General features: G+C 69.7%; 23 protein-coding genes and 2 pseudogenes. 12 read left to right on the forward strand and 13 right to left on the reverse strand.

Translation table 11 applies throughout. From position 1 onward, the window contains the following. Window positions 1–41: 41 nt before the first annotated feature. Window positions 42–1,184, reverse strand: coding sequence for an Rv3169 family protein (locus E1P53_RS13260; RefSeq protein ID WP_131734608.1), 1,143 nt, complete (start codon window positions 1,182–1,184; stop codon window positions 42–44). Next, window positions 1,184–2,317, reverse strand: a complete 1,134-nt coding sequence (locus E1P53_RS13265; protein ID WP_131734609.1) for a phosphotransferase family protein — start codon at window positions 2,315–2,317, stop codon at window positions 1,184–1,186. Before E1P53_RS13265 ends, E1P53_RS13260 begins: the two co-directional genes overlap by 1 nt. Before the next feature lie 108 nt (window positions 2,318–2,425). Between E1P53_RS13265 and E1P53_RS13270 the strand changes: the two genes are divergently transcribed. The 3 genes from E1P53_RS13270 to E1P53_RS13280 are packed head-to-tail and all read left to right on the forward strand — an operon-like array spanning window position 2,426 to window position 4,338. After that, window positions 2,426–3,067: a TetR/AcrR family transcriptional regulator gene (locus E1P53_RS13270; protein ID WP_131734610.1), complete on the forward strand. Its 642-nt coding sequence runs from the start codon at window positions 2,426–2,428 to the stop codon at window positions 3,065–3,067. 49 nt (window positions 3,068–3,116) lie between these two features. After that, window positions 3,117–3,548 carry a CoA-binding protein gene (locus E1P53_RS13275; RefSeq protein WP_006901389.1) on the forward strand — a complete coding sequence of 144 codons (432 nt, stop codon included), beginning with the start codon at window positions 3,117–3,119 and terminating at the stop codon, window positions 3,546–3,548. 16 nt (window positions 3,549–3,564) lie between these two features. After that, window positions 3,565–4,338: a hypothetical protein gene (locus E1P53_RS13280; RefSeq protein WP_131734611.1), complete on the forward strand. Its 774-nt coding sequence runs from the start codon at window positions 3,565–3,567 to the stop codon at window positions 4,336–4,338. Window positions 4,339–4,357: 19 nt separating this feature from the next. Here E1P53_RS13280 and E1P53_RS13285 read toward each other — a convergent pair whose 3' ends face one another. After that, window positions 4,358–5,239: a LysR family transcriptional regulator gene (locus E1P53_RS13285; RefSeq protein WP_131734612.1), complete on the reverse strand. Its 882-nt coding sequence runs from the start codon at window positions 5,237–5,239 to the stop codon at window positions 4,358–4,360. Window positions 5,240–5,336: 97 nt separating this feature from the next. Here E1P53_RS13285 and E1P53_RS13290 point away from each other — a divergent pair, with 97 nt between their 5' ends. The 5 genes from E1P53_RS13290 (at window position 5,337) to E1P53_RS13310 (ending at window position 9,410) form a co-directional block, all read left to right on the forward strand. Next, a complete protein-coding gene (locus E1P53_RS13290) occupies window positions 5,337–5,705 on the forward strand; it encodes a YybH family protein (protein WP_006901392.1) in 369 nt (122 codons plus the stop codon). 166 nt (window positions 5,706–5,871) lie between these two features. After that, window positions 5,872–7,269 (forward strand): phosphotransferase family protein, encoded by a 1,398-nt coding sequence (locus E1P53_RS13295; protein WP_131734613.1) that lies wholly within the window; start codon window positions 5,872–5,874, stop codon window positions 7,267–7,269. 43 nt (window positions 7,270–7,312) lie between these two features. Further along, complete coding sequence (locus E1P53_RS13300) at window positions 7,313–8,584, forward strand: acyl-CoA dehydrogenase family protein (protein WP_131734614.1); 1,272 nt, start codon at window positions 7,313–7,315, stop codon at window positions 8,582–8,584. Window positions 8,585–8,642: 58 nt separating this feature from the next. Next, window positions 8,643–9,119 (forward strand): hypothetical protein, encoded by a 477-nt coding sequence (locus tag E1P53_RS13305; protein WP_131734615.1) that lies wholly within the window; start codon window positions 8,643–8,645, stop codon window positions 9,117–9,119. An 87-nt stretch (window positions 9,120–9,206) separates the two neighbouring features. Next, entirely contained in the window at window positions 9,207–9,410 is a 204-nt protein-coding gene (locus E1P53_RS13310) for a hypothetical protein (RefSeq protein WP_131734616.1), read from the forward strand. Window positions 9,411–9,435: 25 nt separating this feature from the next. Here the strand turns inward: E1P53_RS13310 and E1P53_RS13315 are convergent, their stop codons facing one another. Further along, window positions 9,436–10,014, reverse strand: coding sequence for a DUF1697 domain-containing protein (locus tag E1P53_RS13315; RefSeq protein WP_131734617.1), 579 nt, complete (start codon window positions 10,012–10,014; stop codon window positions 9,436–9,438). Further along, complete coding sequence (locus E1P53_RS13320) at window positions 10,014–10,781, reverse strand: methyltransferase domain-containing protein (protein ID WP_131734618.1); 768 nt, start codon at window positions 10,779–10,781, stop codon at window positions 10,014–10,016. The genes E1P53_RS13315 and E1P53_RS13320 overlap by 1 nt, the downstream gene beginning before the upstream one ends. Before the next feature lie 132 nt (window positions 10,782–10,913). On the opposite strand from E1P53_RS13320, the gene rnhA reads away from it, so the two are divergent. Genes rnhA through E1P53_RS13335 form a run of 3 tightly spaced genes read left to right on the forward strand, consistent with a single transcriptional unit; the run spans window position 10,914 to window position 13,149 of the window. Then, the gene (rnhA, locus tag E1P53_RS13325) at window positions 10,914–11,390 is read left to right on the forward strand and encodes a ribonuclease HI (protein ID WP_006901399.1); all 477 of its coding nucleotides are present in this window, start codon (window positions 10,914–10,916) and stop codon (window positions 11,388–11,390) included. After that, entirely contained in the window at window positions 11,387–12,298 is a 912-nt protein-coding gene (locus E1P53_RS13330; protein WP_131734619.1) for a D-isomer specific 2-hydroxyacid dehydrogenase family protein, read from the forward strand. The genes rnhA and E1P53_RS13330 overlap by 4 nt, the downstream gene beginning before the upstream one ends. A gap of 59 nt (window positions 12,299–12,357) precedes the next feature. After that, a complete protein-coding gene (locus tag E1P53_RS13335; protein WP_006901401.1) occupies window positions 12,358–13,149 on the forward strand; it encodes an SDR family oxidoreductase in 792 nt (263 codons plus the stop codon). A gap of 23 nt (window positions 13,150–13,172) precedes the next feature. Here the strand turns inward: E1P53_RS13335 and E1P53_RS13340 are convergent. From E1P53_RS13340 to E1P53_RS13370, 7 genes and pseudogenes are all read right to left on the reverse strand, one after another. Then, window positions 13,173–13,872, reverse strand: a pseudogene (locus tag E1P53_RS13340) (hypothetical protein). 53 nt (window positions 13,873–13,925) lie between these two features. Then, window positions 13,926–15,838, reverse strand: a pseudogene (locus tag E1P53_RS13345) (ABC transporter ATP-binding protein). Then, window positions 15,835–17,568, reverse strand: a complete 1,734-nt coding sequence (locus E1P53_RS13350; RefSeq protein ID WP_131734620.1) for an ABC transporter ATP-binding protein — start codon at window positions 17,566–17,568, stop codon at window positions 15,835–15,837. The pseudogene E1P53_RS13345 and the gene E1P53_RS13350 overlap by 4 nt, the downstream one beginning before the upstream one ends. A gap of 97 nt (window positions 17,569–17,665) precedes the next feature. Further along, a complete protein-coding gene (locus E1P53_RS13355; protein ID WP_109238044.1) occupies window positions 17,666–18,466 on the reverse strand; it encodes a family 1 encapsulin nanocompartment shell protein in 801 nt (266 codons plus the stop codon). Between the two features lie 48 nt (window positions 18,467–18,514). After that, window positions 18,515–19,522 (reverse strand): Dyp-type peroxidase, encoded by a 1,008-nt coding sequence (locus E1P53_RS13360; RefSeq protein WP_040527183.1) that lies wholly within the window; start codon window positions 19,520–19,522, stop codon window positions 18,515–18,517. A gap of 113 nt (window positions 19,523–19,635) precedes the next feature. Then, a complete protein-coding gene (locus E1P53_RS13365) occupies window positions 19,636–21,297 on the reverse strand; it encodes an FAD-binding dehydrogenase (protein WP_131734621.1) in 1,662 nt (553 codons plus the stop codon). Window positions 21,298–21,374: 77 nt separating this feature from the next. Beyond that, entirely contained in the window at window positions 21,375–22,859 is a 1,485-nt protein-coding gene (locus E1P53_RS13370; protein ID WP_181954850.1) for an amidase, read from the reverse strand. A gap of 495 nt (window positions 22,860–23,354) precedes the next feature. Here E1P53_RS13370 and E1P53_RS13375 point away from each other — a divergent pair, with 495 nt between their 5' ends. Next, a complete protein-coding gene (locus tag E1P53_RS13375) occupies window positions 23,355–24,320 on the forward strand; it encodes an alpha/beta hydrolase (protein WP_006901409.1) in 966 nt (321 codons plus the stop codon). Window positions 24,321–24,851: 531 nt separating this feature from the next. Here the strand turns inward: E1P53_RS13375 and pgfA are convergent. Continuing rightward, window positions 24,852–26,207: a cell envelope lipid trafficking protein PgfA gene (pgfA, locus tag E1P53_RS13380; protein ID WP_006901410.1), complete on the reverse strand. Its 1,356-nt coding sequence runs from the start codon at window positions 26,205–26,207 to the stop codon at window positions 24,852–24,854. Window positions 26,208–26,234: the final 27 nt, after the last annotated feature.

The following is a 26,234-nucleotide window of genomic DNA, read 5'->3' on the forward strand; positions in this document are numbered from 1 at the left end:
TTGCGCGGGCCCCACGATCAGGCGGCGCCCGCGGACCGCGCTCAGGGCGCGACGCTGAGCCAGTCGGCGAACCCCGAGGGATCGTGGCGGCCGAGTGCGCCGTGCTCGAACAGGCCCCAGCCGGTGCGGGAGGTGCCGTCGGCCTCCCGGCACACCGCCCGCCCGACGTGGTCGATGACCCCGAACGGCATGCGTCCGATGATCTCCGGACTCGTCATGTCGTAGGTGAGGCGCTCGGTGAAGCCCTCGCCGCGCCACATGCCGTGAAGCCAGTCGGGGTCGCCGCCGTAGCCGCCGCCGACGTGGATCGGCACCGGCAGCAGGGACTCGACCTCCAGCGTCACCGGGGAGCCGTCCGACGCGGTCGCGGAGATCGTCGCGCCGGTGGGGATTCGCGTGCCCGAGGCGTAGTTGACCGAGATCCGCGGCCAGCCCAGTTGTTCGACGCGCCCGTCCTTCCACACGCGCGAACAGTCGTTGAGGGTGCGGTGGCCGTCGGGGTCCTCCTGCACGATGAGGACGAGCTGGAAATCGTCGAAGGCCATCGGGACATACAGCCACCACATCCCCTCGAACGGCGGGTCCGCAGGCCTTCCCGCGGGTTCCGACTCGCCGACGGGGCGGATACCCCAGGAGCGGTCGCGGGTGCCGACCCACGTCGACGGGTCGACGTCGATGGTCTCGCCGTCGACGGTGATGTGGCCCCGCCACGTGCCCACCTGCGCGAAGCGCTGGGCGTCGAGGGTGACCTTGGTGCCCTGGCGCATGAGGTGCGGCTGTTCGAGCAACGGGTCGAACAATCCCTCCCAGTGCAGGTCGAGCGAGATGCCCTCGGTCTCGGCGAGCGTGAGATGCAGTGTGCGCAAGGGCTCGTCGACGGCGAGCCGGTAGCCGCCCACGTGCTGGTCGAGACGGTCGTCGTCGATGGCATCGCTGAGGTGGACGGCGGTCTGCGTGTCGTCGCCGTCCGGGTTCCGGCGCCGGATGAGCACGAAGGCGTCCTTCACCCCGAGGTTCGGGTAGTAACCGATCCCGGTGATCAGGAAGAGGTTCCCGCTGCGGTCGTGCGCGTTCAGATAGGCGCGATCGTAGAAGTTGCGGTCGGAGTCACCCGGCCACGCGATCGGTTGTGCCAGTTGGTGGATGGGGAACTCGTCGAGGGGGCCGAGGCCGCTGCGGCTCATCAGGATTCCTCCAGCAGACGTTCGAGAAGTGGTCGGTGGTAGAAGAGGGTGCCGTCGACGTCGTCGGGACACTCCATCTCCCCGAAGTGGACCCGCCGTGCGCCGGTGCGCATGAACACGCAGCACCACTGGACCGCGGCGAACACGTGGAACCAGCGCAGGTCGCCCAGCTCGACGCCGGTCCGGTCGAGATATGTTGCGCGGACGTCGTCTTCGCGCAGGAGATCGGGGAGGCCGGGGAGCCCCGCCATGGTCGCGAGCTCCTGGAAGACCTGGTGGGCGAAGATCGCCCACGCGACGTCGAGCTCGCGCGGGCCGAGTCGCGCCATCTCCCAGTCGAGCACGGCGGTCGGCGCGGCGTCGACGAACATCGTGTTGCCCAGCCGGGCGTCGCCCCAGGACAGGACGGATTCGCCGGCGGCCGCGTCGTCGGGGAAATGCGCGGCGAGCCAATCCAGCGCGCGCTCGACCAGGGGCGAGCGGCCGATGCCCTCGGCGGAGAGGTCGTACCAGTCGCGCAACCACGCGAGAAGCCGTGCCAGGACGGTGTCCCCGGGCGGCAGGTCCTCGAGGAGGAAGCCGAAGCGGCGGGCGGGCTCGGGGATGGAGTGGAGGTCGGCGATCACCTCGATCAGCGCATCCTGCATGCGCCGCCGGTCCTCCGCGGAGGCATCGGCGAACCAGTTGTCCCCGAAGGTGTAGGGCATCACGTCGGGCGGGACGCCGCCGGCGAGCCGGTCCATGAGGAAGAACGGGGCGCCCAGCAGCGAGCCGGTCGGCTCGAGGTGGTGGACGCGGGGCACGGGGACGTCGGTGAGTTCGGCGACCAGGCGCATCGTCTCGAACTGATGGTCCATCCGGTAGGTGCGGAAGACCGGGATGTCGGCGGCCGCGGGCGCCATGCGCATGACCCACTCCCGGGCGGGCGAGCCCGGCCAGGTGGCGGTGACCGGGATGGTCTCCGACGACATGCCGTTGGCGTCGACGCCGGCCTCGACGGTCACCTCGGGCGCGGCGTCGGGAGTGTCCGGCTGGCCGGCGAGCCAGGCGGCGAGCGTCGCCGGGACCGAGGCCGTGTCCCGGCTGGAGCGTTGCAGATGGTCGAGGTGTTCGACGACGGGTTCGGTGGCCACGACAACCCCCAATGGTTTCGCTACGGTGAGTAGCGTAATGACATCAGAAGCGGCGAACGGCCCGCAGCGTCTTCGGGAAATTCGCGACGACCGAAGAGGGCTGGGCTCATGAGTGGTTCGAGAGGCGTGGCGCCGGCGCGCGACACCCATGGGGGCGTCGGCCCCGAGGGCGCGGCCGGGCGACCCCGGGATGCGCGGATCGACTCCGCGGTCCTCGCGGCCGCGGGGGAGCTCGTCGTCGAGGCGGGTTACCAGAAGCTGAGCCTGGCGGCGATCGCCGAGCGGGCGGGCACCACCAAGACCGCCCTCTACCGGCGATGGTCGGGGAAGGCCGAACTCGTCCACGACCTCGTCTTCGCCCACATGACCCGTCTGCCGCCGTCGAGCGGCGAGGCGGCGTCGGACCTGCGGACGATGATCGTCGCCGCGTGTGAGCTCTTCGCGAGCCCGGTGACCCGGGCGGCACTGCCCGGCCTCATCGCCGACATGTCGGCCGACCCCGAACTCGCCCGCCGCGTCCACGCGGGATTCGCCGGGGTCTTCGACGCCCTGCGGGAGCGTCTCGTCGTCGCCGTCGAACGCGGGGAGGTACGCGGCGACGCCGACCCGGACCGCCTCATCGAGATCATCGGCGGATCGGCGATGCTCCACGTCCTGATGCGGCGCGGCGGGAACGCCGACGGCGCGATGTTCGACGAGAACTGGGCAGACCGGCTGGCGGCCCTGGTGCTTCACGGAGTGATGCGCTGAGAGAGACCGGCGTCACGTGGCGGCCGCAGCGCGGACATAGACTCGCAGGATGAGCTCCCGAGACCCCCGCACCACCGATGAGATCGTCGAGAAGATCCTGTCCACCTACGACACCATCACGGTCGTCGGCGCCAGTGCGAATCCGGCCAAACCGGCCAACGAGGTGCCCGCGCACATGAAGCACCTCGGCTGGCGGATCATCCCCGTCAACCCGACCGCGGACGAGATCGTGGGCGAGAAGGCCTACCGGTCGCTGGCCGACATCCCCGAACAGGTCGGACTCGTCGACGTGTTCCGCCCCGGACCCGAGTGCGCCGAGGTCGCGCGGGCGGCCGTCGCGGCCGGGGCCACGGCACTGTGGCTGCAGCTCGGCATCACCTCGCCCGAGGCCCGCCGGATCGCCGAGGACGCCGGTCTGCTCTACGTCGAGGACCGCTGCCTGATCATCGAACAGCGCCGCACCGGCATCGTGCCCGCGTGACGAAGGCGGGTGACCGGTGGAACTCCTCGATGATCTGACCCATCAACGACTTCCGCTGTTCCTGCTGTTCGCCTCGTTCGTCGTCACGTTCATCGTGACGCGCGTGATCACCCGGCTCATCCGGGCCGGCAAGGGGCCGTTCCGCAACAACGTGTCCGGCGGCATCCACGTGCATCACATGGTGCCCGGCCTGGCCCTCACCATCGTGGGCGCCTTCATCTCGGTGGGCGTCAACGGAGTCGAGCCCGGGGCGGCGATCAGCGCGGTGATGATCGGCATCGGCGCGTCGCTCGTGCTCGACGAGTTCGCACTGATCCTGCGACTGCAGGACGTGTACTGGTCACGCGAGGGGCAGTTGTCGGTCCAGGTGGTGGCGCTCACGGTAGCCGCGCTGGGCATGGTGCTCCTCGGATTCAATCCGTTCAACGCCGAGACCGACGTGGAGTTCGGCCCGATCGTGTTCGCGGTGACCGCCCCGGTCAACATCGCCGCGGCGATCGTCTGCGTGATCAAGGGCAAGTACTCGACGGCGGTGGTCGGCGTCTTCATCCCGATCTTCGCCTGGACGGGCGCCATCCGGCTCGCCCGGCCGAAGTCCCCGTGGGCTCGACGCCGGTACTCGCCGGAGAAGCTCGAGAAGGCAACGGTGCGCGCACGCCGCTTCGACAAGCGTTGGGGACGCCGGGGATTGACCATCGGGGACTGGATCGCCGGCAAGCCGACCGAGGACCCGGCCGACCCCGCGCTGCCCGAGAAGCGCGACGGGACAGGGGAGGCGCTCCCGCGCTGAACCGTCGGATTCGGTGTCGTCACCGTTCGGCGGGATCGAAGTGCTCACGCGCGATCTCGACGAACCGGCGCGTCGCAGGCGACGCCGTGACGCGCCACACCAGGCCCAGCCGTGCGCGGGTGTCGATGCCGCGGATCACACGACCGACGACGCGTTCGTCGGCGGCCGCGATCGACTCGCTGAGGATGCCGGTTCCCATTCCGCTGCACACCAATTCGATGATCGCATCGGGCGAGGACGCCTCGATCGCGGGCCGGACGGGTGCGCCGTGCGCGGACGCCGCCGCGTCGAAGACGGCCCGGATTCCCGCGCCCTCCGGCAGGGAGATCAATGAGTGCCGCCGGAGCTCGTCGAGATCGATCGCCTGCCCGCGGTCGGGGGCATCGGCCGGGACGACGGCGACGACCGGCTCGTCGACGACCGTCAGCGCCTCCACCGACCGCGGTAGCGTGTCGCCGTAGCCGGCGAGTGCGATGTCGAGCGCGCCGCCGACGACCGAGGCGACGAGTTCCTCAGAGGGCGCCTCGCGAAGGCTCAACCCGACCTTCGGGTGCGCCGCACCGAAGCTGCCCAGTGCAGCGAACAGCGGTGCGACGGTACATCCCTCGACCATTCCCACGGCCAGGTTCCCGCGGAGGAGGCCCCGGACCTCGGCGACGGCGCGGGCGACGTCCTCGGCGGCCGACAGCGCCGCCGTCGCCGCCGGGAGGGCTGCTCGGCCGGCGTCGGTGAGCCGGACGGCGCGGCCCGATCGGTCGAAGAGCGCCGCGCCCAGCTCGTGTTCGAGATTGCGGATCTGCGCGCTGATGTTCGGCTGGGTGGTGTGCACGCGGTGTGCGGCCGCGGTGAAGCTTCCCTCGGCCGCCACCGCGGCGAAGTACTCGAGCTGCCGCAACTCCATAACTGTTGATGATAGCGAGCATCACAAACATCACCTGGACTTATGTCCGGATCTGATCGACCGTGGGGGCACACGTCCCGATCGAAAGGATTCGATGATGTCCGACCACGAGACCGCACGCACTCCCGAAGATCTGACCAGGATGTTCGTCGAGTACTCGAACGCCGGCGACCCCGACGCGGTGGCGGCGCTCTATCACGAGGACGCCGTGATGGCCTTCCCGCCGGGACAGGTGACGCGGGGCCGTCAGGCGATCCGTGACCTGTGGGCGACGGTGCTCGAGCAGCGGCCGACCTTCGTTCCCGAGCCGCCGTTGCCGACGCTCTACTTCGGAGAGGACCTGGCCCTCACCTCCACGCCGCCCCGCGACGGCGCCGGTGCGCGGGCGCAGGTGGTGATGCGCCGCCCCGACGGTTCCTGGGTACGCGTCATCGACCAGCCCGAGTTCTGCACGCCCACACGGTGAGCGCCGGCCGGCCGGCATTTCTGACACCGGATTCAGATCTCGTGCTAGCTTCGCTGTGGCGGGGATTACACCGGCACCTCCCCGGAACCGCGTCACCGGGCCGACCCGACCCGCCGGGAGGTGGCGAGCGGGCCGGTGTCACAGGGAGCGAGAGGACGGGATCTGCGTGTCAGTGCCGGAAGCCCAGGACGTGGCCGCGCGTGTGGCCGGGCGGCTCGCGTCGAAGCGCGGCACCCCGGTGTCGGTCGTCTCGGCGCGACAACTGCCGGCCGGCGCGAGCCGCGCGACGTATGCGGTCGACCTCGTCGACGCCGATGGGCGGATCGAGCAGGTCATCGTGCGCGCCGTCCCGTCCGCCGCCGACGATGGCGGGCTCGCCGACGAGGCGAAGGTCCTGCGGGCCGCGGCCGACGCCGGGGTCCCGGTCCCGCGGATCCTCGACGCGGCATTCGGCGGGGCCGACAATCCCCTCGGGTTTCCGTACCTGGCAATGGAGTTCATCGCCGGCGAGTCGATACCCCGGCGCGTCCTCCGTGACGACGCCCATGCGACCGCGCGCGAGCGCTTCGTCGAGCAGTGCGGACGGATTCTGGCACGGGTGCACCAGATCGACGCGGCCGAGGCCCCCGGTCTCACCGAACTGACCGATCCCGTCGAAGGGCTGAGGCAGCTCTTCCCGAGGGAGTTCGACGCCATGCCCGCCGGCCTCGTCCTCGCGGTCCGGTGGCTGCGCGACAACCCGCCGGCGCCGTCGCCGAAGACATGCGTCGTGCACGGCGATTTCCGCCTGGGGAACCTCCTGATCGACGCCGAAGGCGTTGCCGCCGTGCTGGACTGGGAACTGGTCCACATCGGCGACCCGATCGAGGACCTCGGCTGGCTGTGCGCCAAGGCCTGGCGCTTCGGCGGTGCCGCGCCGGTCGCCGGCATGGGCGAGCGGGCGGCGCTGCTCGACGCCTACGCCGAGATCGCCGGCTGGCGGCCGGACGAGGAGACCCTGCGCTGGTGGGAGCTCTACGCCACCGTCAAGTGGGGTCTGATCTGCGCGGTGCAGGCCAACCGGCATCTCGACGGCGTCGAACGGTCGGTGGAGCTCGCCGCCATCGGAAGACGCAGCGCGGAACAGGAATTCGACGCACTCCTCGACCTCGGCCTGGTGTCCCCGGAGATGGTCGAGGACCCGCTGACGGCCGGTGTGGCCGTCCCGGACGAGGCGCCCCACGGCGAGCCGAGCTCGCTCGAGCTGCTCGAGGCGGTCGCCGGATTCCTGCGCTCGGACTCGGTCACCGCCGAGATGTCGCCACAGGTGCGGTTCCACACCCGCGTCGCCGGAAACGTCGTCGACGTGGTGCGCCGCCAGATCCTGCTGGGGCCCCGGCAGGCCGCGGAGAGCGCCGCACGTCTGGCCGCACTCGGAGTGGCCGACCAGCGGGCCCTCTGCGACGCGCTGTGGTCCGGCGAGCTCGACGCCGCGGACGAGAAGGTGCGTGACGCCGTCGTCGCCGACGTGCGCGCCCGGCTGCTGGTGGCCAACCCGAGGTACTTCGCCGTCCCGCACCCGTGACCGGCGCCGACCGGCGACCCGACCCCGACGAGAAGGATTCACCGTGGACTTCGCATTGCCCGACTCGCTGAAGGACTACCTCGACGAGCTCGACGCCTTCATCGAGGCCGAGATCAAGCCGCTCGAGCATGCCGACGACAACATCCGGTTCTTCGACCACCGCCGCGAGGACTCCCGGACCGACTGGGAGCGGGGCGGCCTGCCGAATGCCGAGTGGGAGGCGCTCCTGGCCGAGGCCCGCCGGCGCGCCGATGCCGCCGGCCACTTCCGGTACCCGTTCCCCAAGGAGTACGGCGGGCGCGACGGGTCGAATCTCGCGATGGCGGTCATCCGCGAGCACCTCGCGTCCAAGGGCCTCGGCCTGCACTGCGACCTGCAGAACGAGCACGCGATCGTGGGCAACAACATCGGCCTGCTGCTGATGCTCGAATACGGGACCCCCGAACAGCAGGAGGAGTGGGTCGAGGGCCTCGCGGCGGGCACCAAGTTCTTCGCGTTCGGGATCACCGAGCCGGATCACGGCTCGGACGCCACCTACATGGAGACGACCGCCGTCCGAGACGGCGACGACTGGATCATCAACGGCGAGAAGACCTGGAACACCGGCATCCACGCCGCCCATCGCGACATCGTCTTCGCCCGCACCAGCGGCGAACCCGGCGACGCCACGGGCATCACCGCATTCCTCGTCGACCCGAAGGCACCCGGGTTCACCGTCGAGGAGTACCTGTGGACGTTCAACATGCCGACCGATCACGCGCACATCACCCTCCGCGACGTGCGCGTGCCGAATTCGGCGGTGTTCGGCGCCGAGGGCGCCGGCCTGCAGGTGGTGCAGCACTTCTTCAACGAGAACCGCATCCGGCAGGCCGCGTCGAGTCTCGGTGCGGCGCAGTACTGCGTCAACCGGGCGGTCGAGTACGCCAACGAGCGCGCGCCGTTCGGCAAGAAGCTCTCGACCAACCAGGCCATCCAGTTCCCGCTCGTCGATCTGCACACCCGGTGTGCGATGGTCCGCGCGCTGATCCGGGAAACCGCCTGGAAGATGGACACATACGGTCCGTTCTCGGCGTCGGCCGAGGTGTCGATGTGCAACTACCAGGCCAATCGCCTGTGCTGTGACGCCGCCGACCAGGCGATGCAGGTCTTCGGCGGGCGCGGCTACTCGCGGCACGAGCCGTTCGAGCACATCTACCGTCACCACCGCCGCTACCGCATCACCGAGGGGGCCGACGAGATCCAGATGCGCCGCGTCGCCGGATACCTGTTCGGTTTCATGTCGGGCAAGGCGCCCAAGGGTGTGCGGCCGTCCTGAGTAGGCTTGGCGGCATGCGAGAAGGTGTGCGAGTCGCGTCGGATGAGGTGATCCGGCCATGATCGCAGTCGTCGTCATCGTCATGACCGTGGTGGTCGCGCTGTTCATCCTGGCCGGGGCGGCCTGGTTCGCCTACGACTCCGACAAACGTGTGCGCGCCTTCGCCCGCTCCACCGACCTCATCCCCGGCAAGCCCGGGCGGGCGCCGGAGAGCTGGGCCACCGACAACCACCGAGAGGCGTTGCTGCACCGTCGGATTCGCTACGCGATCGCCGATGTGCACGCCAATCCGGCGATCCCGCACGACGACGAGCTCGTCGCCGCCCGCGACCGTCTCGACGACGCCGTGTTCGAGATCGACGACCGGCTGATCGCGGCGTCCGAGCTGACCGGCGACGAGGCCGCCGAGGCGCTCGACTCCATCGAGGAGGCGATCAAGGTCCTCGAGCACCTCCCCAAGCAGCTCTGGGAGGCCCCGAAGGCCGCCCAGCTCGCGGACATGGACCGGGTCGCTCGCGTCCTCATCAACGCGTGAACACGCCGTAGACCTCAGATCACGGTCGGACGCGGCGGCGGATCCGGCTCCGGCGGCCGGGGCTGCGGATCGGGAGCCGGTGGGGGCGTGGGCACCGGTATCGGTGGTTCCGGCGGCGGTTCCGGGATGGGTTCGGGGGCCGGCACCGGCTCGGGCGGCGGCGGTTGGGGCACCGGTTGGTTCATGGTCGTCGTCCGGTCCATCGTCGTCCGGTCCATGACGGTCCTCTCGACGTGCGCGTTCGTCTTGGTCTCAGACGCCTTGCGTCCTCGACGCTACGCCCGGACGTGACGGCCGGCCACCGTGCGGTTGCCGGTCAGGACCGAGCGAGTTCGAGCAGCGCGCGCACCGTTCGGAGGTTGCGGGCGGTGCCCTGGACGCCGAGCCCGCGCGCGATGGAAGCGGCGGTCAGCTTCGAGCGGCCGGCGCCGGACTCGTAGCGGATGTGCAGGTCGCGGCGGACGACCTGGAAGAGGTCGTCGCCGAAGTCCTGCCTCTCGAAGGCCGCCACCAGTGCGGGATCGGGTTCGGCGACCAGGAAGTGGATGTAGGAGAACCTGTCGTCGACGACCTCGAATGGGTGCGCGTCGAGCGCGGCCGCGACCTCCTCCGCCGACCGGCTGATCACCTCCCGGAAGTATCCGTAGCGTGCGGTGATGGCGGTCTCGAGGGCCCGGTCGAAATGGTCCGGGTCGCCGGGCGGTGAGCAGACGAGATTGCCCGACGCGATGTAGGTGGCCACGTCGGACGCCCCGAGTTCGGCTGCCATCTCCCGCAATTCGGCCATCGGGAGTTTCACGCCGCCGACGTTGACCGCGCGGACGAGGACGATGCGCCGACCGGCCTCGGATCGGGTTGCGTTTGTCGCCACGTCGTGTCCGGGAAGCGGTGACATCAGCGTCGGGTCGCCACCGCGAAGCTGCGCCGGAACGGCAAGAGCGTTCCCCATTCGCGACGCGGATAGGCCTCCGAGAGCCGCTTCTTGAGCTCGGTGACGAACGGCTTGCGGTGCTCGGCCGGCAGCGCCTGAAGGTAGGGGCGTGCCCCGGTCCCGGAGATCCAGTCGAAGACGGGGTCGTCGCCGTCGAGTACGTGCAGGTAGGTCGTCTCCCAGGCGTTCACCCGGAAACCGCGGTCGAAGAAGAACTCCAGGTACAGCTCGGCGTCGAGTCGGGGCAGCGGCCGCACGTCGGCCAGGTGCTCCCGGTACGGCTCGGCGGCCGCGAGCTCGGCCAGCGCGGTGCGGAACGGGGCATCGTGCCCGTTGGGCACCTGGATCGCGAAGGCCCCGCCATCCGAGAGGTGCCCGAGCAGCCGGTCGATGACCGCGAACTGGTCGGGAACCCACTGGAACATGGCGTTCGAGATCATCAGGTCGTACGTGCGGTTCGGGGTCCACTCGGTGACGTCGGCGACGTCGAAGTTCGCGAGCGGATCGGTGTTGTCGCCGATGGCCCGCCCGATCATCGCGGCCGACTCGTCGATGCCGAGGATCTCCGCGTCGGGCCACTGCGCACGCAGGTGTTTGGTGAGGTGGCCCGGGCCGCAGCCCAGGTCGACGATGGTCGCCGGGTTGATGGGGATCTGCGCGATGAGGTCGAGGAAGGGTCTCGCGCGGTCGTCGGCGAATTGCAGGTAGCGTACCGGATCCCAGACAGCCATGCACTCCACACTAGGGCGCCGGCGTGGACGGTGTCACCAGCAGACCGGGACGTGTGGGGGTTCGGCCCACGGTGCGTCCGAGGGGGTCGTCGGCTTGGGGCGCTGTCTCGTCGCTGACGTAGGCTTCCCTGCGTGAGTCAACCGGTCGACGCTGCTGCGAACACGAACACCGACGCCGTTGTGGAGATCTCCACCGACGGGGCGTGCCTGGGCAATCCGGGGCCGGGCGGGTGGGGCGCGGTGCTGCGCTACAAGGACAAGGAGAAGCGGATCTCCGGCTCCGACCCGGACACCACCAACAACAAGATGGAGCTGACCGCCGCCATCGAGGGCCTCGCCGCGCTCACCCGACCGTCGCGCGTGATCATCTACACCGACTCCACCTACGTGCGCAACGGCATCACCAAGTGGGTGGCCGGCTGGCAGGCGAACGGGTGGAAGACCAAGGACAAGAAGCCCGTGAAGAACGCCGACCTGTGGCGTCGCCTCATCGAGGAGGAACAGCGGCACCAGGTGGAGTGGCGGTGGGTCAAGGGGCACGCGGGCGACCACTACAACGAGATCGCCGACGAGCTGGCGACCACCGCCGCGAAGTCGGTGGCCAGGTGACCGCGATACCGGTCGCGCTCGAGCCATACCGCGACGAGCACCTCGTGGCCGCGATCGAGAGCACCGGCGGCGAGATCGTCGGCCTCGACGAGGCGCGGGTGCTGGTGTGGATCGGCACGCCCGACGACTTCCCCGAGATCGGCGATCACATCGAATGGGTCGCGCTGAAGTCCGCCGGTATCGAGGACTTCTTCGACGCGGGCCTGCCGGACGACCGCCGCATCTGGACCAATGCCTCCGGGTTCTACGCCGAGAACGTCGCCGAGCACGCGCTGGCGCTGCTGCTCGCCGGGCTGCGGCAGATCAACACCGCGGTCGTGCGGCACTGGGACAAGGAGCGCATCGACACCTCGGTGCGGTCGCTGCACGGTTCGACGGTCGCCATCGTGGGCGCCGGCGGGATCGGGGCGTCGCTCGCGCCGCGGTTGAAGGCCTGCGGCGCGCGGGTGATCGCGGTCAACCGGTCGGGACGGGACGTGCCCGGCGCCGACGAGGTGCGCCGGGCGAGTGAGCTCGACGGGCTCTGGGGCGCCACCGACCACGTCGTGCTGGCCGCACCCGCCACGGCCGAGACGCGGCACCTGATCAACGCCGAAACCCTTGCGGCGCTGCCGGATCACGCGTGGATCGTGAACGTAGCGCGCGGTCCGCTGGTGGACGAGGCGGCGTTGTACCGGGCGCTGGCCGACGGCGTGATCGCCGGTGCGGCGCTCGACGTCACCGATCCCGAACCGCCGGCCGAGGACAACCCGCTGTGGTCGCTGCCGAACGTGATCATCACGCCCCATGTCGCCAACCCGGCGTCGGGGCTGACGCGGGAGTTCGCGCCGTGGCTCGCCGAGAACCTCCGCCGCTTCGCCGCCGGGGAGGACCTGCTGGCGCGGGTCACCCCGGACCGCAACTACTGATCCGGGTCAATATCTAGAACACGTTCTCGTTTCGGCGGTGATCGTGGCAGAGTCGGGGAGTGATTCTCGACAGATTCCGCCTCGACGACCACGTCGCCGTCGTCACCGGGGCCGGACGAGGGCTGGGTGCGGCGATCGCCGTCGCCTTCGCCGAGGCCGGCGCCGACGTGGTGATCGCCGCGCGCAGCGAGTTCGACCTCGAACAGGTGGCCGGGCAGATCGCCGACGCCGGGCGCCGGGCCCATATCGTCCCCGTGGACCTCAGCAACTCCGACGCCGCGGCCGCCCTCGCGCAGACCGCGGTCGACGAGTTCGGCCGCCTCGACGTCGTCGTGAACAACGTCGGCGGCGCCATGCCGCGGCCGCTGTTCGACACCGCTCCCAAGCACTTGGTGGACGCGTTCGCCTTCAACGTCGCCAATGCGCACGCGCTCACCGTGGCCGGTGCCAAGCAGATGCTGGCGACCACGGGCGGCGGCTCGGTCATCAACGTGACGTCGGCGGTCGGGCGGCTTCCGGGTCGCGCCTACGCCGCCTACGGAACCGCGAAAGCCGCTCTGGCGCACTACACGCGGATCGCGGCGATGGACCTCAACCCCAAGATCCGCGTGAACGGGATCGCCCCGGGCGCCATCCACACGTCGGCACTGGAGATCGTCGCCGACAACGACGAGATGCGGAGCGCGGTGGAGAAGGCCACCCCGATCCACCGCCTCGGCGAGCCCGAGGACATCGCGGCGGCCGCGGTCTACCTGGCCTCGCCTGCCGGCGCATACGTCACCGGCAAGATCCTCGAGGTGGACGGCGGGATCATCGCGCCCAACCTCGATCTGCCGATCCCGGACCTGTAGCCGGCGGCCGCACCCGGGTCACGTCAGTCGTCCCCGCGTCCGGGCTCCAGCGCACCGGCGATCTGGCCCTCGAGCCGCTCGGCGGCGGCCGGGGGAACGTCGATGAGCCCGTCGAGCTCGGCGCGTGCCTTCTTGTACGCGGCCTGTCGCTCGGCGGGGGTGGCGCCGGAGTCGGAGGCCACGCCGATGAGTTTGCGGGCGCGCTCGAGTGCCTCGCGCTCGACCGGAGAGAACGCCGCCTGCCTGCGGCGCCGCGCCTCCCGCTCGGCCGCCTCGAAGGCCGCGGCATACTCCGCGACCGCTTCGCGGTACCGGTCGAACTCGTCCGGGGGGCAACGACGTCTCCGTCGCGTCGGGAGCGGGCTCCTCCGGCCGCAGGTCGTCGGCCCGGACCCGCGCCCGGTGGAAGGCCAGCGTCAGCGGTTCCCGCATGTCGGTCATGAGCGGGTACTCGATGAGGGTGGCGAGATCGAGTTCGTAGGCGAACCAGCGTGCGTTCAGGGCGTCGTGCTGCTCGAGGGTCTTGCGCAGTTGCCGCAGCGATGTCGTGGTCAGCCTCAGCTGTTCGGTCCTCGCCGACGCCCGGATTCGCTCGAGCTCGATCTTGTCCTTCCGGCGCTTCTCGTTGTACTTCGCCACCGAGCCCACCCACCCGCCGACCACGCCGCCGACGGGGAAGACCAACCACCAGTAGTCAGACGCGAATTCGAGGATTCCGGTCACATCGACGACTCTACGGCCCGTCCCCGCGCGCCCGGTACCCGCGGAGCATGCGGTCAGCCCGCCTCGATCGCCCCGGCGAACTGGCTCTGGTACAGCCGGTAGTAGGCGCCACGGGCGGCGAGCAGTTCCTCGTGATCGCCCTGCTCGACGATGTGGCCGTCCTCCATCACGACGATCACGTCCGCGTCGCGGACCGTCGAGAGCCGGTGCGCGATCACGAAACTCGTGCGATCGGTGCGCAGGTTCGCCATGGCCTTCTGGATGAGCAGCTCGGTGCGGGTGTCGACCGAGCTCGTCGCCTCGTCGAGGATGAGGATGGTCGGTTTGGCGAGGAACGCGCGGGCGATCGTGATGAGTTGGCGCTCACCGGCGCTGACGCCGCCGCCCTCCTCGTCGATGACGGTGGCGTAGCCGCCCGGCAGGGTCCGCACGAAGTGGTCGACGTGGCTCAGCCGCGCCGCCTCCATGACCTCCTCGCGGAGGCGGCGGGGTCGCCGTAGGCGATGTTCTCGTAGATGGTGCCGCCGAACAACCACGAGTCCTGCAGGACCATCCCGGTGCGCTCGCGCAGGTCGTCGCGCGTCATCTCCGTGGAGTCCACCCCGTCGACCAGAATCCGGCCCGAGTCGACGTCGTAGAAGCGCATGATCAGGTTCACCAGCGTGGTCTTGCCCGCCCCGGTGGGGCCGACGATCGCGACCATGTGGCCGGGCCTGGCGATGAGATCCAGATGCTCGATGAGCGGCTTGTCGGGGACGTAGCGGAACGACACGTCGTCGAACTCGATCAGGCCGTTGTCGTGCTCGGGGGTCTTCGGGTCGGCCGGATCGGGGGTCTCCTCCTCGGCGTCGAGGATGTCGAAGATGCGCTCGGCGGACGCGACGCCGCTCTGCATCAGGTTGAACATCGAGCCGATCTGGGTGAGCGGCTGGGTGAACTGCCGCGAGTACTGGATGAACGCCTGCACCTCGCCGAGACTCAGCGACCCCGACGCGACCCGCAGGCCGCCGACCACGGCGATCGCCACGTAATTGAGGTTCCCGAGGAACATGATCGCCGGCATGATCACGCCGGAGATGAACTGCGCCCGCCAGCTCGACTGGTACAGCTTCTCGTTGCGCTCGTCGAAGGTCGCCTCGATCTCGCGCTGACGGCCGAAGGCGGTGACCAGCTCATGGCCGGTGAACGCCTCCTCGACCTGGGCGTTGAGCGCGCCGGTGGATGCCCACTGCGCGGCGAAGTGCGGCTTGGACCGCTTGGCGATGACCGCGGTGGCGACGACCGCCAGCGGTACCGTCGCGATGGCGATCAGCGCCAGCAGCGGCGAGATCCAGAGCATCATGATCAGTAGCGCGACGACGGTGAGCACCGAGTTCACCAGCTGGGAGATCGTCTGCTGCATGCTCTGCGAGAGATTGTCGAGGTCGTTGGTGACCCGACTCAGCAGCTCGCCGCGCGGCATCGTGTCGTAGTACCGCAGCGGCAGGCGGTGGATCTTCTCCTCGACCCGGGCGCGCAGTTCCCGGATGGTCCCGGCGACGACGTCGTTGAGCAGGTACGCCGCGAACCAGCCGAGTCCCGACGCCACCACGTACATGACGAAGGTGATGAGCAGGACCTGGCCGACGGCCCCGAAGTCCACGCCGACACCCGGCGTCACGTCCATCGACGACACCATGTCGGCGAAGGTGTCGTCGCCGCGCTCGCGGAGCCCGGCGACGGCCTGTTCCTTGGTCAGGCCGGCGGGGAGCATCTCGCCGACGACCCCGTCGAACACCAGGTTGGTGGCGTGCCCGAGCACGCGTGGCGCTATCGCGAGCAGTACGACCGACGCCACGATCGACGTCAGCGTCACCGTCATCTGCCAGCGGTAGGTGCCGAGCTGGTGGACCAGGCGCTTGACCGACGGCCAGAACGACCTCGGCTTGCTTTCCGGACCGGCCATCGGTCTGCCCGGGTGGGTCATGCGCCCTCCTCCACGGCCATCTGGGATTCCACGATCTCGGCGTAGGTCGGGCAGGAGGCCACCAGCTCGTCGTGGCGCCCGATGCCGGCGATCCGGCCGCGGTCGAGCACGACGATCTGGTCGGCGTCGACGATGGTCGAGATCCGTTGCGCCACCACGATGACGGCGGCGTCGCGGGTGGCCGGCCGGAGTGCGGCGCGCAGCCGCGCGTCGGTGCTGAGGTCGAGGGCGGAGAAGGAGTCGTCGAACAGGTAGATGGCGGGCATGCGGACGAGCGCGCGCGCGATAGCGAGCCGCTGGCGCTGTCCGCCCGACACCGTCGTGCCGCCCTGCGACACCTTGGTGTCGAGACCGTCGGGCATCTTCGCGACGAAGTCCTCGGCCTGCGCGATCCGCAGGGCCTCCCAGATCTCGTCGTCGGTGGCGTCGGACCTGCCATGCAGGATGTTGGACCGGATGGTCCCGGAGAACAGGTACGGCCGCTGCGGGACCAGGCCGATCACCGCGCGGAGTGCGTCGGGATCGAGTCGCCTGACGTCGGTGCCGCCGACCCTGACGACCCCCGCCGTGGCGTCGACGAGACGCGGCACGAGGCCGAGCAGGGTGGTCTTGCCCGAACCGGTGGACCCGACGATCGCGGTCGTGGTGCCGGGGGTGACGCGGAAGGTGATCCCCGAGATCACCGGGTCGTCGGCGCCGGGGTAGCGGAACTCGGCGCCGTCGAACTCGACCGTGCCGGGGTCGTCGGCGAAGCCGATCGGGTCGGCCGGCGGGAGCACGGAGGTCTCGGTGTCGAGGACCTCGGTGATCCGTTCGGCGCAGACGGCGGCGCGCGGGGCGATCATGGCGAGGAACGACGCCATCATCACCGAGATGAGGATCTGCATGACGTAGGTGATCAACGCGGTGAGGGCGCCGATCTGCACCGAGCCGTCGGCGACCGCGTGTCCGCCGAACCAGATCACCGCGACGATCGTGACATTCGTGATCACCATGACCAGCGGGAACATCAGCGCCATCAGGCGGCCGACCCGGATCGTGGTGTCGGTGAGGGCATCGTTGGCGACCGCGAAGCGGCGTCGCTCGTGCTCCTCGCGCACGAACGCCCGGACCACGCGGATGCCCGTGATCTGTTCGCGCAGGATGCGGTTCACCGCGTCGATGCGCTCCTGCATCGCCCGGAACCCGGGGATCATGCGCGCGATCACCAGCGCCATGGAGAGCCCGAGGACGGGCACCGCGATCGCGATGACCCACCACAGGGCCGGTGCCTCGCCGATGCCCATCGCGATGCCGCCGATGCACATGATCGGGGCCATCACCAGGATTGCGAAGCACATGACGATCAGCATCTGCACCTGCTGGACGTCGTTGGTGGTCCGGGTGATGAGCGACGGCGCGCCGAAGGTGCCGACCTCGCGTGCGGAGAACGAGTTAACCCGGTGCAGCAGGTCGCCGCGGATGTCGCGGCCCACCCCGAGCGCGGCGCGCGCACCGAAGAACTGGGCGGTGATCGTCGCGACCACCTGCACCAGCGCCACCACCAGCATCCAACCGCCGATACGCAGGATGTACTCGGTGTCGCCGCGCGCCACGCCGTTGTCGATGATGTCGGCGTTGAGACTCGGCAGGTACAGCATCGCCAGCGTCGCCACGAACTGGAGCGTGACGACCATGACGATGTTGAGCCGGTAGTTCCGCAGATACCGGCGGATCAGTCGGACTAGCATCTCGCCGCCGGGATCAGAGGGAGCGAGCCGGCCTTCACTGCGGTCACCCGAGACAGACTAGTTGCCCCGGGTGACACGCGGACCGGGGTCGGCGTGCTCAGTTTCCGATGAGCGCCACGGCCGCCTCGCCGGTGTGCGTCAGGTAGGTGAAGGACTCCTGGAAGTAGAGGTTGACGACATCGCCGTCGTGCGAGTCGTAACCGATCGACACGTCCTGGCCGATCGTGAGCTCGAAGTCGCCGCCGCGGGTGCTCATGAGGAACGCGCCGTTGATCGCAGGGGCCCAGACGATGTCGCCGCTCACCAGGCGCTTGATGTGGTCGCGGATCGGGTAGCCGTGGTTTGAGGTCTCGTTGACCTGCGTGTACACCTCGGCCGACATGGCAACCGCGTACGGGCCGTCGATCGAGGCGAGTCGCAGCGTCGAGATCGCCTGGCTGAACGCCTCGGGGTAGTCGCGGACGTCGGCGGGCAGCTGGATCGGCGCGGCCGAGGCCTCGGCGCGGATGCCGGTGATCGACGCCGCCGCGTAGCCCTCGAAGATCGCGCGGTCCTCGGCGAGGGCGAGCTGGCGCGCCGCCTCGACGACCGGCTCCCAGTCGGAGTCCTTCGCGCCGCGATCCACGTCGTCGATGGCCTCACGGGACACGGTGAACGGGACCTTCAGCTCGACGAGCGACTGGGTGCGCCGGATGTAGGCCTCGATGCCCTGCGACGGCGAGTCGATCTTGCTGCGATGGCCGAGCGTCACCGCCGCGGTGTCCTGCCCGAGCGGTCCCTTCACGTCGACGAGGCGCCGGCCGGCGATGTTGCGCTTGAACGACCGGGCGGCCTCCTCCTCGATCTCAGCCCATGCCGCATCGGAGATGGGAGCGAGCTCGCGGTGCAGGTTGTTCATGATGCCTCCTGATGCGCTTGGTGTGGTCGGGCGGTGATGGTGCGGTGACTAGTGCAGGGACCCGATGCCCAGAGACCCGTCGGACGGCCGCGGCGCGGACGCGGCGGCGGTGTCCTCCGGAGCCCCGGGAGCGGGCGGGAGATCCTCGAGGAAGTCGATGGTCGGGGTGAAGAACTGCGCGCCGGTGACGGCGGTGGTGAAGTCGAGGAGCCGGTCGTGGTTGCCGGGCGGGTCGCCGATGAACATCTTCCGCAGCATCTCCTCGGTGACCTCCGGGCCGGCCGAGTAGGCGATGAAGAAGGTGCCCGCCTCACCCTTCCCGGAGACGTCGCCGTAGGGCATGTTGTCGCGGACGATGTCGATCTCCTCGCCGTTCTCGTCCTCGACCTTGTTCAGGGCGATGTGCGAGTTCGACGGCTTCACGTCGTCGGCCATCTCGACGTTGTCGAGCTTGGTGCGGCCGATCGCGGCTTCCTGCTCGGCGATGCTGAGGGAGTTCCAGGCCGAGAAGTCGTGGACGTAGCGCTGGATCGCGACGTAACTGCCGCCGGCGAAATCCGGGTCCTCGTCGCCGACGGTGATCGCGTCGATCGCCGCCTGGCCGACCGGGTTCTCGGTGCCGTCGACGAAGCCGATCAGGTCGCGCAGGTCGAAGTAGCGGAAACCGTGCACCTCGTCGACGACGGTGACCGCGTCGCCGAGCTCCTCGGTGATCAGCCGGCCGAGTTCGTAGCACAGGTCCATCGGGTCGGCCTTGATGTGGACCAGCAGGTCGGCCGGGGTCGACGGTGCGGTGTGCACCTGGCCCACGCGCGGGATGAACGGATGCAGCGACCGCGGGCGCGGTCCGCTGAACAGCCGGTCCCAGGCGTCGGAGCCGATGGAGACGATGCCGGCGAGCGCGGCCTCCGGGGCGCGGGACGAGACCGCGTTGTTCAGTCCCGGGATCCGCGCCAGCACATCGCGAACCCGGTCCTCGCCACCGTCGTTGATGGTGAGGACCAGGAAGATCGCCGACTTGGTCTTGCGGGTCAGGATCGTCTGCGGCACGGGCACGCCCATCACCATATCCGACCGCGACCGGCGGTGGTGCGCCGGATCGTGACTCAAAGCTGAGGTGAGGCAATCCTTTTCACAGCGGTGTGTGCGGTGGCGCCGCGGTCTGCCGATCAGCTGCGCGCGACCGCGCGTCCGGCCGCGCGACCGGAGAAGATACAGCCGCCGAGGAACGTTCCCTCGAGCGCGTTGTACCCGTGCACGCCGCCGCCGCCGAAGCCCGCGACCTCGCCGGCGGCGAACAGGCCGTCGAAGGCGCTGCCGTCGGGACGCAGGACCTGCGAGTCGAGGTTGGTCTCGAGGCCGCCGAGCGTCTTGCGCGTGAGGATGTTGAGCCGCACCGCGATCAGCGGGCCGTGTGCCGGATCGAGGATGCGATGCGGCTTGGCCACGCGAATGAGCTTGTCGCCCACGAACTGTCGTGCGTTGTTGATCGCCATCAGCTGGGCGTCCTTGGAGAACTTGTTGTCCACCTCGGCATCGCGGGCGGAGATGGTGCGCTCGACGGCGGCCAGGTCGAGTTCGGGTCCGCGCGCGATCTTGTTCATCCCGGCGACCAGTTCAGGCAGGTTGTCCGCCACGACGAAGTCGACGCCGTTGCGCAGGAACGCCTCGACGGGCCCGGGCGCACCCTTCGCGAGGCGGCTCTTCGCCATGAACTTCACGTCCTTGGCGGTGATGTCGGGGTTCTGCTCCGAACCCGACAGCATGAACTCCTTCTCGACGATGGTCTGGGTGAGGACGAACCAGGAGTAGTCGTATCCCGTCGACAGGATCGCCTTCATCGTCGAATTCGTGTCGAAACCGGGGAAGTTCGGCGGGGCGAGCCGGTTGCCGAGCGCGTCGAGCCACAGCGACGAGGGCCCGGGGATGATGCGGATGGCGTGGTTCGGCCAGATCGGATCCCAGTTGTGGATGCCCTCGGTGTAGTTCCACATGCGGTCGCGGTTGACGATGCTGGCCCCGGCGTCCTCGCTGATGGCGAGCATGCGTCCGTCGACGTGGGCGGGAACGCCGGCGATCATCGTCTTCGGGGCCGGGCCCAGACGCTCGACGGGCCAGTTCTCGCGGATGAGCTCGTGGTTGTGGCCGATGCCGCCCGAGGTGACGATGACCGCGCCCGCGCGAATCTCGAAGTCGCCGGTCACATCCCGGTTCGAGGCCGCGCCGCGCGGCAGGTCGGTCGGTGCCAGCGTGGCGCCCCGGACGCCTACCGCGACGCCGTTCTCGACGACGAGTTCGTCGACCCGGTGACGGAACCGGAACTCCACCAGGCCGCGCTTCTCGGCCTCGAGGACGGGCTCGGCGAAGATCCGCACCACCTCCGGACCGGTGCCCCACGTGAGGTGGAACCGTGGCACGGAATTGCCGTGGCCGTCGGCGAAACCGCCGCCGCGCTCAGCCCACCCGACGATCGGGGTGATGCGCAGGCCGAGGTCGTGCAGGTACTGGCGCTTCTCGGTCGCCGCGAACTCCACGTAGGCGCGAGCCCACTGACGCGGCCAGTAGTCCTCGTCGTCGCGGTCGAAACCGGCCGAGCCCATCCAGTCCTGCAGGGCCAGTTCGGCCGAGTCGGTGATGCCGAGCCGGCGCTGCTCGGGGGTGTCGACCATGAACAGGCCGCCCAGCGACCAGAAGGCCTGTCCGCCAAGGTTGTTCCGGTTCTCCTGGTCGACGACGACCACCCGGCGGCCGGCCTTGGTGAGTTCGTACGTCGCGACCAGTCCGGCCAGACCCGCCCCGACGACCACCGCATCGGCAACCTGCTTCGTCACGACATCTCCTCGGCGCACTCGTCCCCGGCCCGGGTGTGAACCCGGACACTTCAGTCCGAGACGAGATTAGCCCCGCATCACAGGGCGATGTCGGAGTACCGGTGGAACCACGGCGCGGCCTGTTCCAGCGACGCCGCGAGGGCCAGCAGCTCGCCGTCCGCGCCGAGCCGGCCGACGAACTGCACGCCCAGGGGAAGGCCGTCGGCGGTCCAGTGGAGCGGCACGCTGACGGCCGGGCGGCCGGTGAGGTTGGCCAGCTGGGTGTAGGGCACCCAGCCGAGGTTCTCCGCGATGAGCTGTTCGACGAGGCCCAGCCGCGACATGACCGACCCGATCCGCGCCTTCGCGGCGAGGCGGGCGGCGTGCTGCAGCAGCGGCGGCGTGGTCATCGCCCCGATCCGCGGGGGCGGCGTCGCCAGCGTCGGCGTCATCAGCAGGTCGTATGTGCGGTGGAACCGTTCGAGGGCCAGCACGTGATCGTTGACGTCGTCGAGCGCGCGGAACAGCGGGACCACGCCGGACGCCCGGCCGATCTCGGCGACGGCGAGGGTGTCTGCCTCGAAGTCGGCGTCCGACGCGCCGGTCCGGCGTCGCGCCTCGTCGACCTGTGCGGCCGCCTTGGCGAACCAGATCTCGAGGAAGTCCCGTGCGAGTTCGGCGTCGTCGTGCGGCGGGTCCACCTCCTCGACGTGGTGGCCGAGTTCGGTGAGCACGTTCGCGGCACGCTGCACCGCCGCGACCGCCTCGGGGTGCGGTGCCGGGTTGATCGCCGACCGCGTGGTGAACCCGATGCGCAGCCGATGGGGCGGGGTGGCGATCCGCGCGGTGAACGTCTCGGTGTGCGGCGGGGTCGGATAGGTGGCGGCGGGGGTCGGGCCGATGATCGCGTCGTAGAGCGCGGCGGCGTCGCGCACGGTCCGGGTCACGACCCCCTCGACGCCCATCCCGAACAGCGGCTCGCCGACGTGCGGACCGAACGGCATCAGCCCGCGAGACGCCTTCAGGCCCACCAGGCCGGTACAGGCCGCCGGGATGCGGATGGAGCCCCCGCCGTCGTTCGCGCCCGCGGCCGGGACGATTCCCGCCGCGACCGCCGCCGCGCTGCCGCCGGAGGAACCGCCCGGGGTGACGTCGGTGTTCCACGGGTTGCGGGTCGGTCCCCACAGCTCGGATTCGGTGATCGCCTTCGCCCCGAACTCCGGGGTCGCGGTCTTGCCGAAGACGACCAGCCCGGCGTCGAGGAACCTCTCCACCACCGCCGCGTGGGAGGGGGCGATGAGACGCCGGTAGGAGCGGCTGCCCCGCGTCGTCGGATATCCGCGGAAGTCCTGCGCGAGGTCTTTGATGAGGAACGGCACGCCGGCGAGCGGCCCGCGGAGCTCGCCCGCCACCCGGCGGTCGGCCTCGCCGTCCATGCTGATCACGATCGCGTTGAGCGTCGGGTTGACCGCCGTCGCCCGCTCCCGCGCGACCTCGAGGAGCTCGGCCGCGGTCACCTCGCCGGAGCGGACGAGGCCGGCCAGTGCGGTGGCGTCGTGCTCGAGATATTCGCCGATGTCCACGCCACGACCTTAGTGAGCGGGACGAGGTCGCGGCCACGGATCGCCGGCGAGGCCAGACGCCGGAAGCCCCGCGAGGCCGACGGGCACGGTCGTCGGGCGTGCGCGGCGCCGGTGAGCATCACGGAGGTCAACCGATCGCGTAACGGGGCGATCGCGGGACGGCCGGATCGTCCGTCCGACGCGTGCCACGGGGTGTCGCCTATGCCGCGAATGGGCTGTTCACGGGCGGACGCGTGTGAGATGTGTCACCGTCGCCCCGGGTCACGGGAGTCGTTCCAGCCTTTGCCGCGACGTTATCGTGCCGTTACACTTCACGACGACGGGTACCTCCCGCGTGGGGGACCAATACAATCCCCCTACGTACCGCCTCCTGTCGTACAGCTGCAGCGGTAGAGCTGATCGTGCTCTGTGCGCAGGACGAAGTACCCGGTTTCAGGCAAGACCCATACAGCGGCCGCCCACAGGCCGTGAGGATCCACAAAGGAAAACAGACGAATGCTGACTCGCGCCCGTAAGCGCCTCGTCGCCGGACTCGCCGCTCTCGTGGCCGTGTCAGGCGCCACGTTGGTCGCCGCTCCGCCGGAGGCCTCTGCTGCCAACGGTTGCACTGTCGAGTACGTCCGCTCGAACGCCATGAACCGCTCGGTGCCGGTGTGCATCGTGAAGGCCGGCGGCAGCGGACCCAAGCCGACGCTCTACCTCCTCGACGGTCTTCGCGCGCCGAACAACAACAGCGGCTGGCTGATCAACACCGACGTCGCCCGCTGGATGAACGGCAAGGGCGCCAACGTCGCGATCCCGTTCGGCGGCGGCGGCAGCTTCTACACCGACTGGCAGTCCCCGGACCCGGCCCTCGGCGTCAACAAGTGGGAGACCTTCCTCACCCGCGAGCTGCCGCGCCACATGGCCGCTCGTCACGGCAGCGACAACCGCCGCAACGGCATCGCCGGCCTGTCGATGTCGGGCACCTCGGCGCTGAACCTCGCGTCGCGTCACCCGGGCTTCTACCAGGCGGTCGCCTCCTACAGCGGCTACCCGACGGTCACCATGCCGGGCTTCACCCAGGGCATCATGGCCTCGGTCGCCGAGATGGGCGGCAACCCGTTCAACATGTGGGGCTTCTACCCCGCCGGCTCGTGGTTCCAGAACGATCCGTTCCTGAGTGCCAACAACCTGGCGAACCACCACGTGTACGTCTCCTCGGGCAGCGGCGTCGGCAGCAAGTACGACTCGTCGGTGAACCCGACCAGCGCCAACTTCGACCCGGTCAAGTTCGCGCAGATGATCCCGCTCGAGGTCGCCGCGTCGACCAGCAGTCAGCTCTACATCGGGCGCCTCGCGCTCGTCCCGGGCGTCAAGCTGACCACCCGGATCACCCCGGACGGCGCCCACTGGTGGGACTACTGGCAGAACACCTTCAAGGAGTCGTGGAACAAGACCTTCCGCCCGGCCTTCTGGTGAGCCGGGTGAGCGGTCCGATCGCTCCCTGACAGACACGACGGCAAGGGCCGGTGACCTTCGGGTCACCGGCCCTTGTTGCGTCTGCGTCACCGTGAGCGGTCCAGGAGGCGCACCGGCCGTGCAGGAGCGTCCGGGCCTTCGTCGTTCGGCGTGTGCCTGGTGGTCGGTGGCCGTCGAGGACTGACGTGGTCGCGGAGAATTCGTCCAGGGTCGAATCCGCGGGAGGCGTGGGCCGTTCACGCTCGAGCGGGCCGCGCTGGTGGCACCACGCAGCCGTCCCGGGCCGCGACATCACGACCGATCCGGTGCCCGTGAGCACGGAGGCGAGACGGTCGCCGGCCACGCTCTCGTCAGCGGACGTTCCCGCGTCGATGTCTATCTTCCTCGCCGGCACCCGGGGGGTGTCGATCCGCGTGGGCGTCGCCCACGTTCCGGGACCTGATGGCAACGACTTCGGGGAAGAAAAACACCGCGGGCGCATCCGGCTGGTACCGGATGCGCCCGCGGTGTTCGCTTCGGGCCGTCGAGTGACTACTCGGTCGGCGGCTTGCGGAAGCTGCGCGTCGCCGAGTCATCGGCGGGCGGCTCGCCCTGCACCTTCGGGATCTGCTCCGTCGGCCGTTCCCACGGGTTCGCGTTGGAGCCGGCGGGCGGAACATCCTTGGTCAGGCGGGTCGTCCGGGGCTCGAAGGCGGAACGCTCACCGGGCGCGGCCGGCGGGACGTCGGCGCCCTCGGTGACCGCGTCGTCGTCACGGCGACCGCGGTAGAACAGCAGCGCGGCGATGATCAGCAGGATCGCGCCGACGATGCCCAGGATGAGCGGGGTCCAGAATCCGCCGACCTTCAGCAGGTTCAGGTAGTGGCTCGCCTTGTCCGCCTGGTTCTGAACCGTCTCGTCGGTCCACTTGAAGGTGCCCTTCAGGGCGTCCATGCGGAAGTCGCGGACCGGCGCCGGAGCGCTCTCGCTCTGGTCGGGCGACTTGAAGTACTGGTGCTGATCCTCCCGGCCGTCGACGATGGTGCCGGTGACCGGCTCGACGTAGACGTGGCGGGTCGCCGATGCGTAACGGTGCATCGTGATCGGATCTTCCGGCTTGATACCGCGGCCGGTGATGCCCCACCACTTGGCGGGCATCGTCAGCATGGTGCCGAGGGGAGCCTCACCCTGCGGGTTGGGCAGCGTCGAGAGATCGGTCTCCGGGACCTCGCACGCGAAGTGGTAGGTCTTGACGCCGTCGATGGTCTCCTCGCCCTGGAACTTCGCCGCGCAGTCCTGGCGGGTGTTCAGGTCGTAGTACGCGTAGTCGCGCTTCTGCACGTCGAAGCCGAACTTGTACTGGAAGCCGTTGCGGTTGTCGATCGGAACCGACACGTCGTTGACGTTGCCGCCCTCGGGCACGGCCTCGAGCTGCAGCGAGCTCACGGCGCCGTTGGGGACGGAGGTCTTGCGGTTCACCGAGACACGGTCGATCGTCGCGGTGAGCAGGCCGTCCTCGCAGGTGCGGGTCTCGCCGGCGGCGGCGAACGGCGGCACGATCTCCTGGCCCTCGGCGTCACGGAGACGGTCGATGCGCACCGTCTGAGCCGACTGGACGGTTGCCTGCCGGCTGTCGGAGGGCTCGACGATGACCGAGCGTCGCTGCTGGGTCAGATGGGCCTCGAGCGTGCGGGCCCGATCCTCCGACACCGAGCAGCGGTCGAAGATGACCGCCGGGAAGCGGTCGCCGGCCTCTCCGTCGGCCGAGACCGTGGTGGCGTCCGAGGTGATGTCCAGGTCGAGGGGCACCACCTTCAGGTCCGGCACCAGCCAGAGGGGTATGGCAATGGCGGCCGCGATACACGCGGTGCCGAAGAATGCCAGCAGTGCCGGCACGAAACGTCTCATGTGTGACTCCTGTGAATCAGCAGCTAA

Origin of the sequence: Gordonia paraffinivorans, assembly GCF_900683595.1 — a bacterium.
Lineage (GTDB): Bacteria > Actinomycetota > Actinomycetes > Mycobacteriales > Mycobacteriaceae > Gordonia > Gordonia paraffinivorans.

Excerpts from the sequence above, each read along its gene's own strand:
- E1P53_RS13260 (WP_131734608.1), bottom strand. The coding sequence starts at position 1,184 with ATGAGCCGCAGCGGCCTCGGCCCCCTCGACGAGTTCCCCATCCACCAA.
- E1P53_RS13315 (WP_131734617.1), bottom strand. The coding sequence starts at position 10,014 with ATGTCACCGCTTCCCGGACACGACGTGGCGACAAACGCAACCCGATCC.
- E1P53_RS13320 (WP_131734618.1), bottom strand. The coding sequence starts at position 10,781 with ATGGCTGTCTGGGATCCGGTACGCTACCTGCAATTCGCCGACGACCGC.
- E1P53_RS13275 (WP_006901389.1), top strand. The coding sequence starts at position 3,117 with ATGAGCTCCCGAGACCCCCGCACCACCGATGAGATCGTCGAGAAGATC.
- E1P53_RS13350 (WP_131734620.1), bottom strand. The coding sequence starts at position 17,568 with ATGCTAGTCCGACTGATCCGCCGGTATCTGCGGAACTACCGGCTCAAC.
- pgfA (WP_006901410.1), bottom strand. The coding sequence starts at position 26,207 with ATGAGACGTTTCGTGCCGGCACTGCTGGCATTCTTCGGCACCGCGTGT.
- E1P53_RS13290 (WP_006901392.1), top strand. The coding sequence starts at position 5,337 with ATGTCCGACCACGAGACCGCACGCACTCCCGAAGATCTGACCAGGATG.
- E1P53_RS13375 (WP_006901409.1), top strand. The coding sequence starts at position 23,355 with ATGCTGACTCGCGCCCGTAAGCGCCTCGTCGCCGGACTCGCCGCTCTC.
- E1P53_RS13355 (WP_109238044.1), bottom strand. The coding sequence starts at position 18,466 with ATGAACAACCTGCACCGCGAGCTCGCTCCCATCTCCGATGCGGCATGG.
- E1P53_RS13285 (WP_131734612.1), bottom strand. The coding sequence starts at position 5,239 with ATGGAGTTGCGGCAGCTCGAGTACTTCGCCGCGGTGGCGGCCGAGGGA.
- E1P53_RS13305 (WP_131734615.1), top strand. The coding sequence starts at position 8,643 with ATGATCGCAGTCGTCGTCATCGTCATGACCGTGGTGGTCGCGCTGTTC.
- E1P53_RS13270 (WP_131734610.1), top strand. The coding sequence starts at position 2,426 with ATGAGTGGTTCGAGAGGCGTGGCGCCGGCGCGCGACACCCATGGGGGC.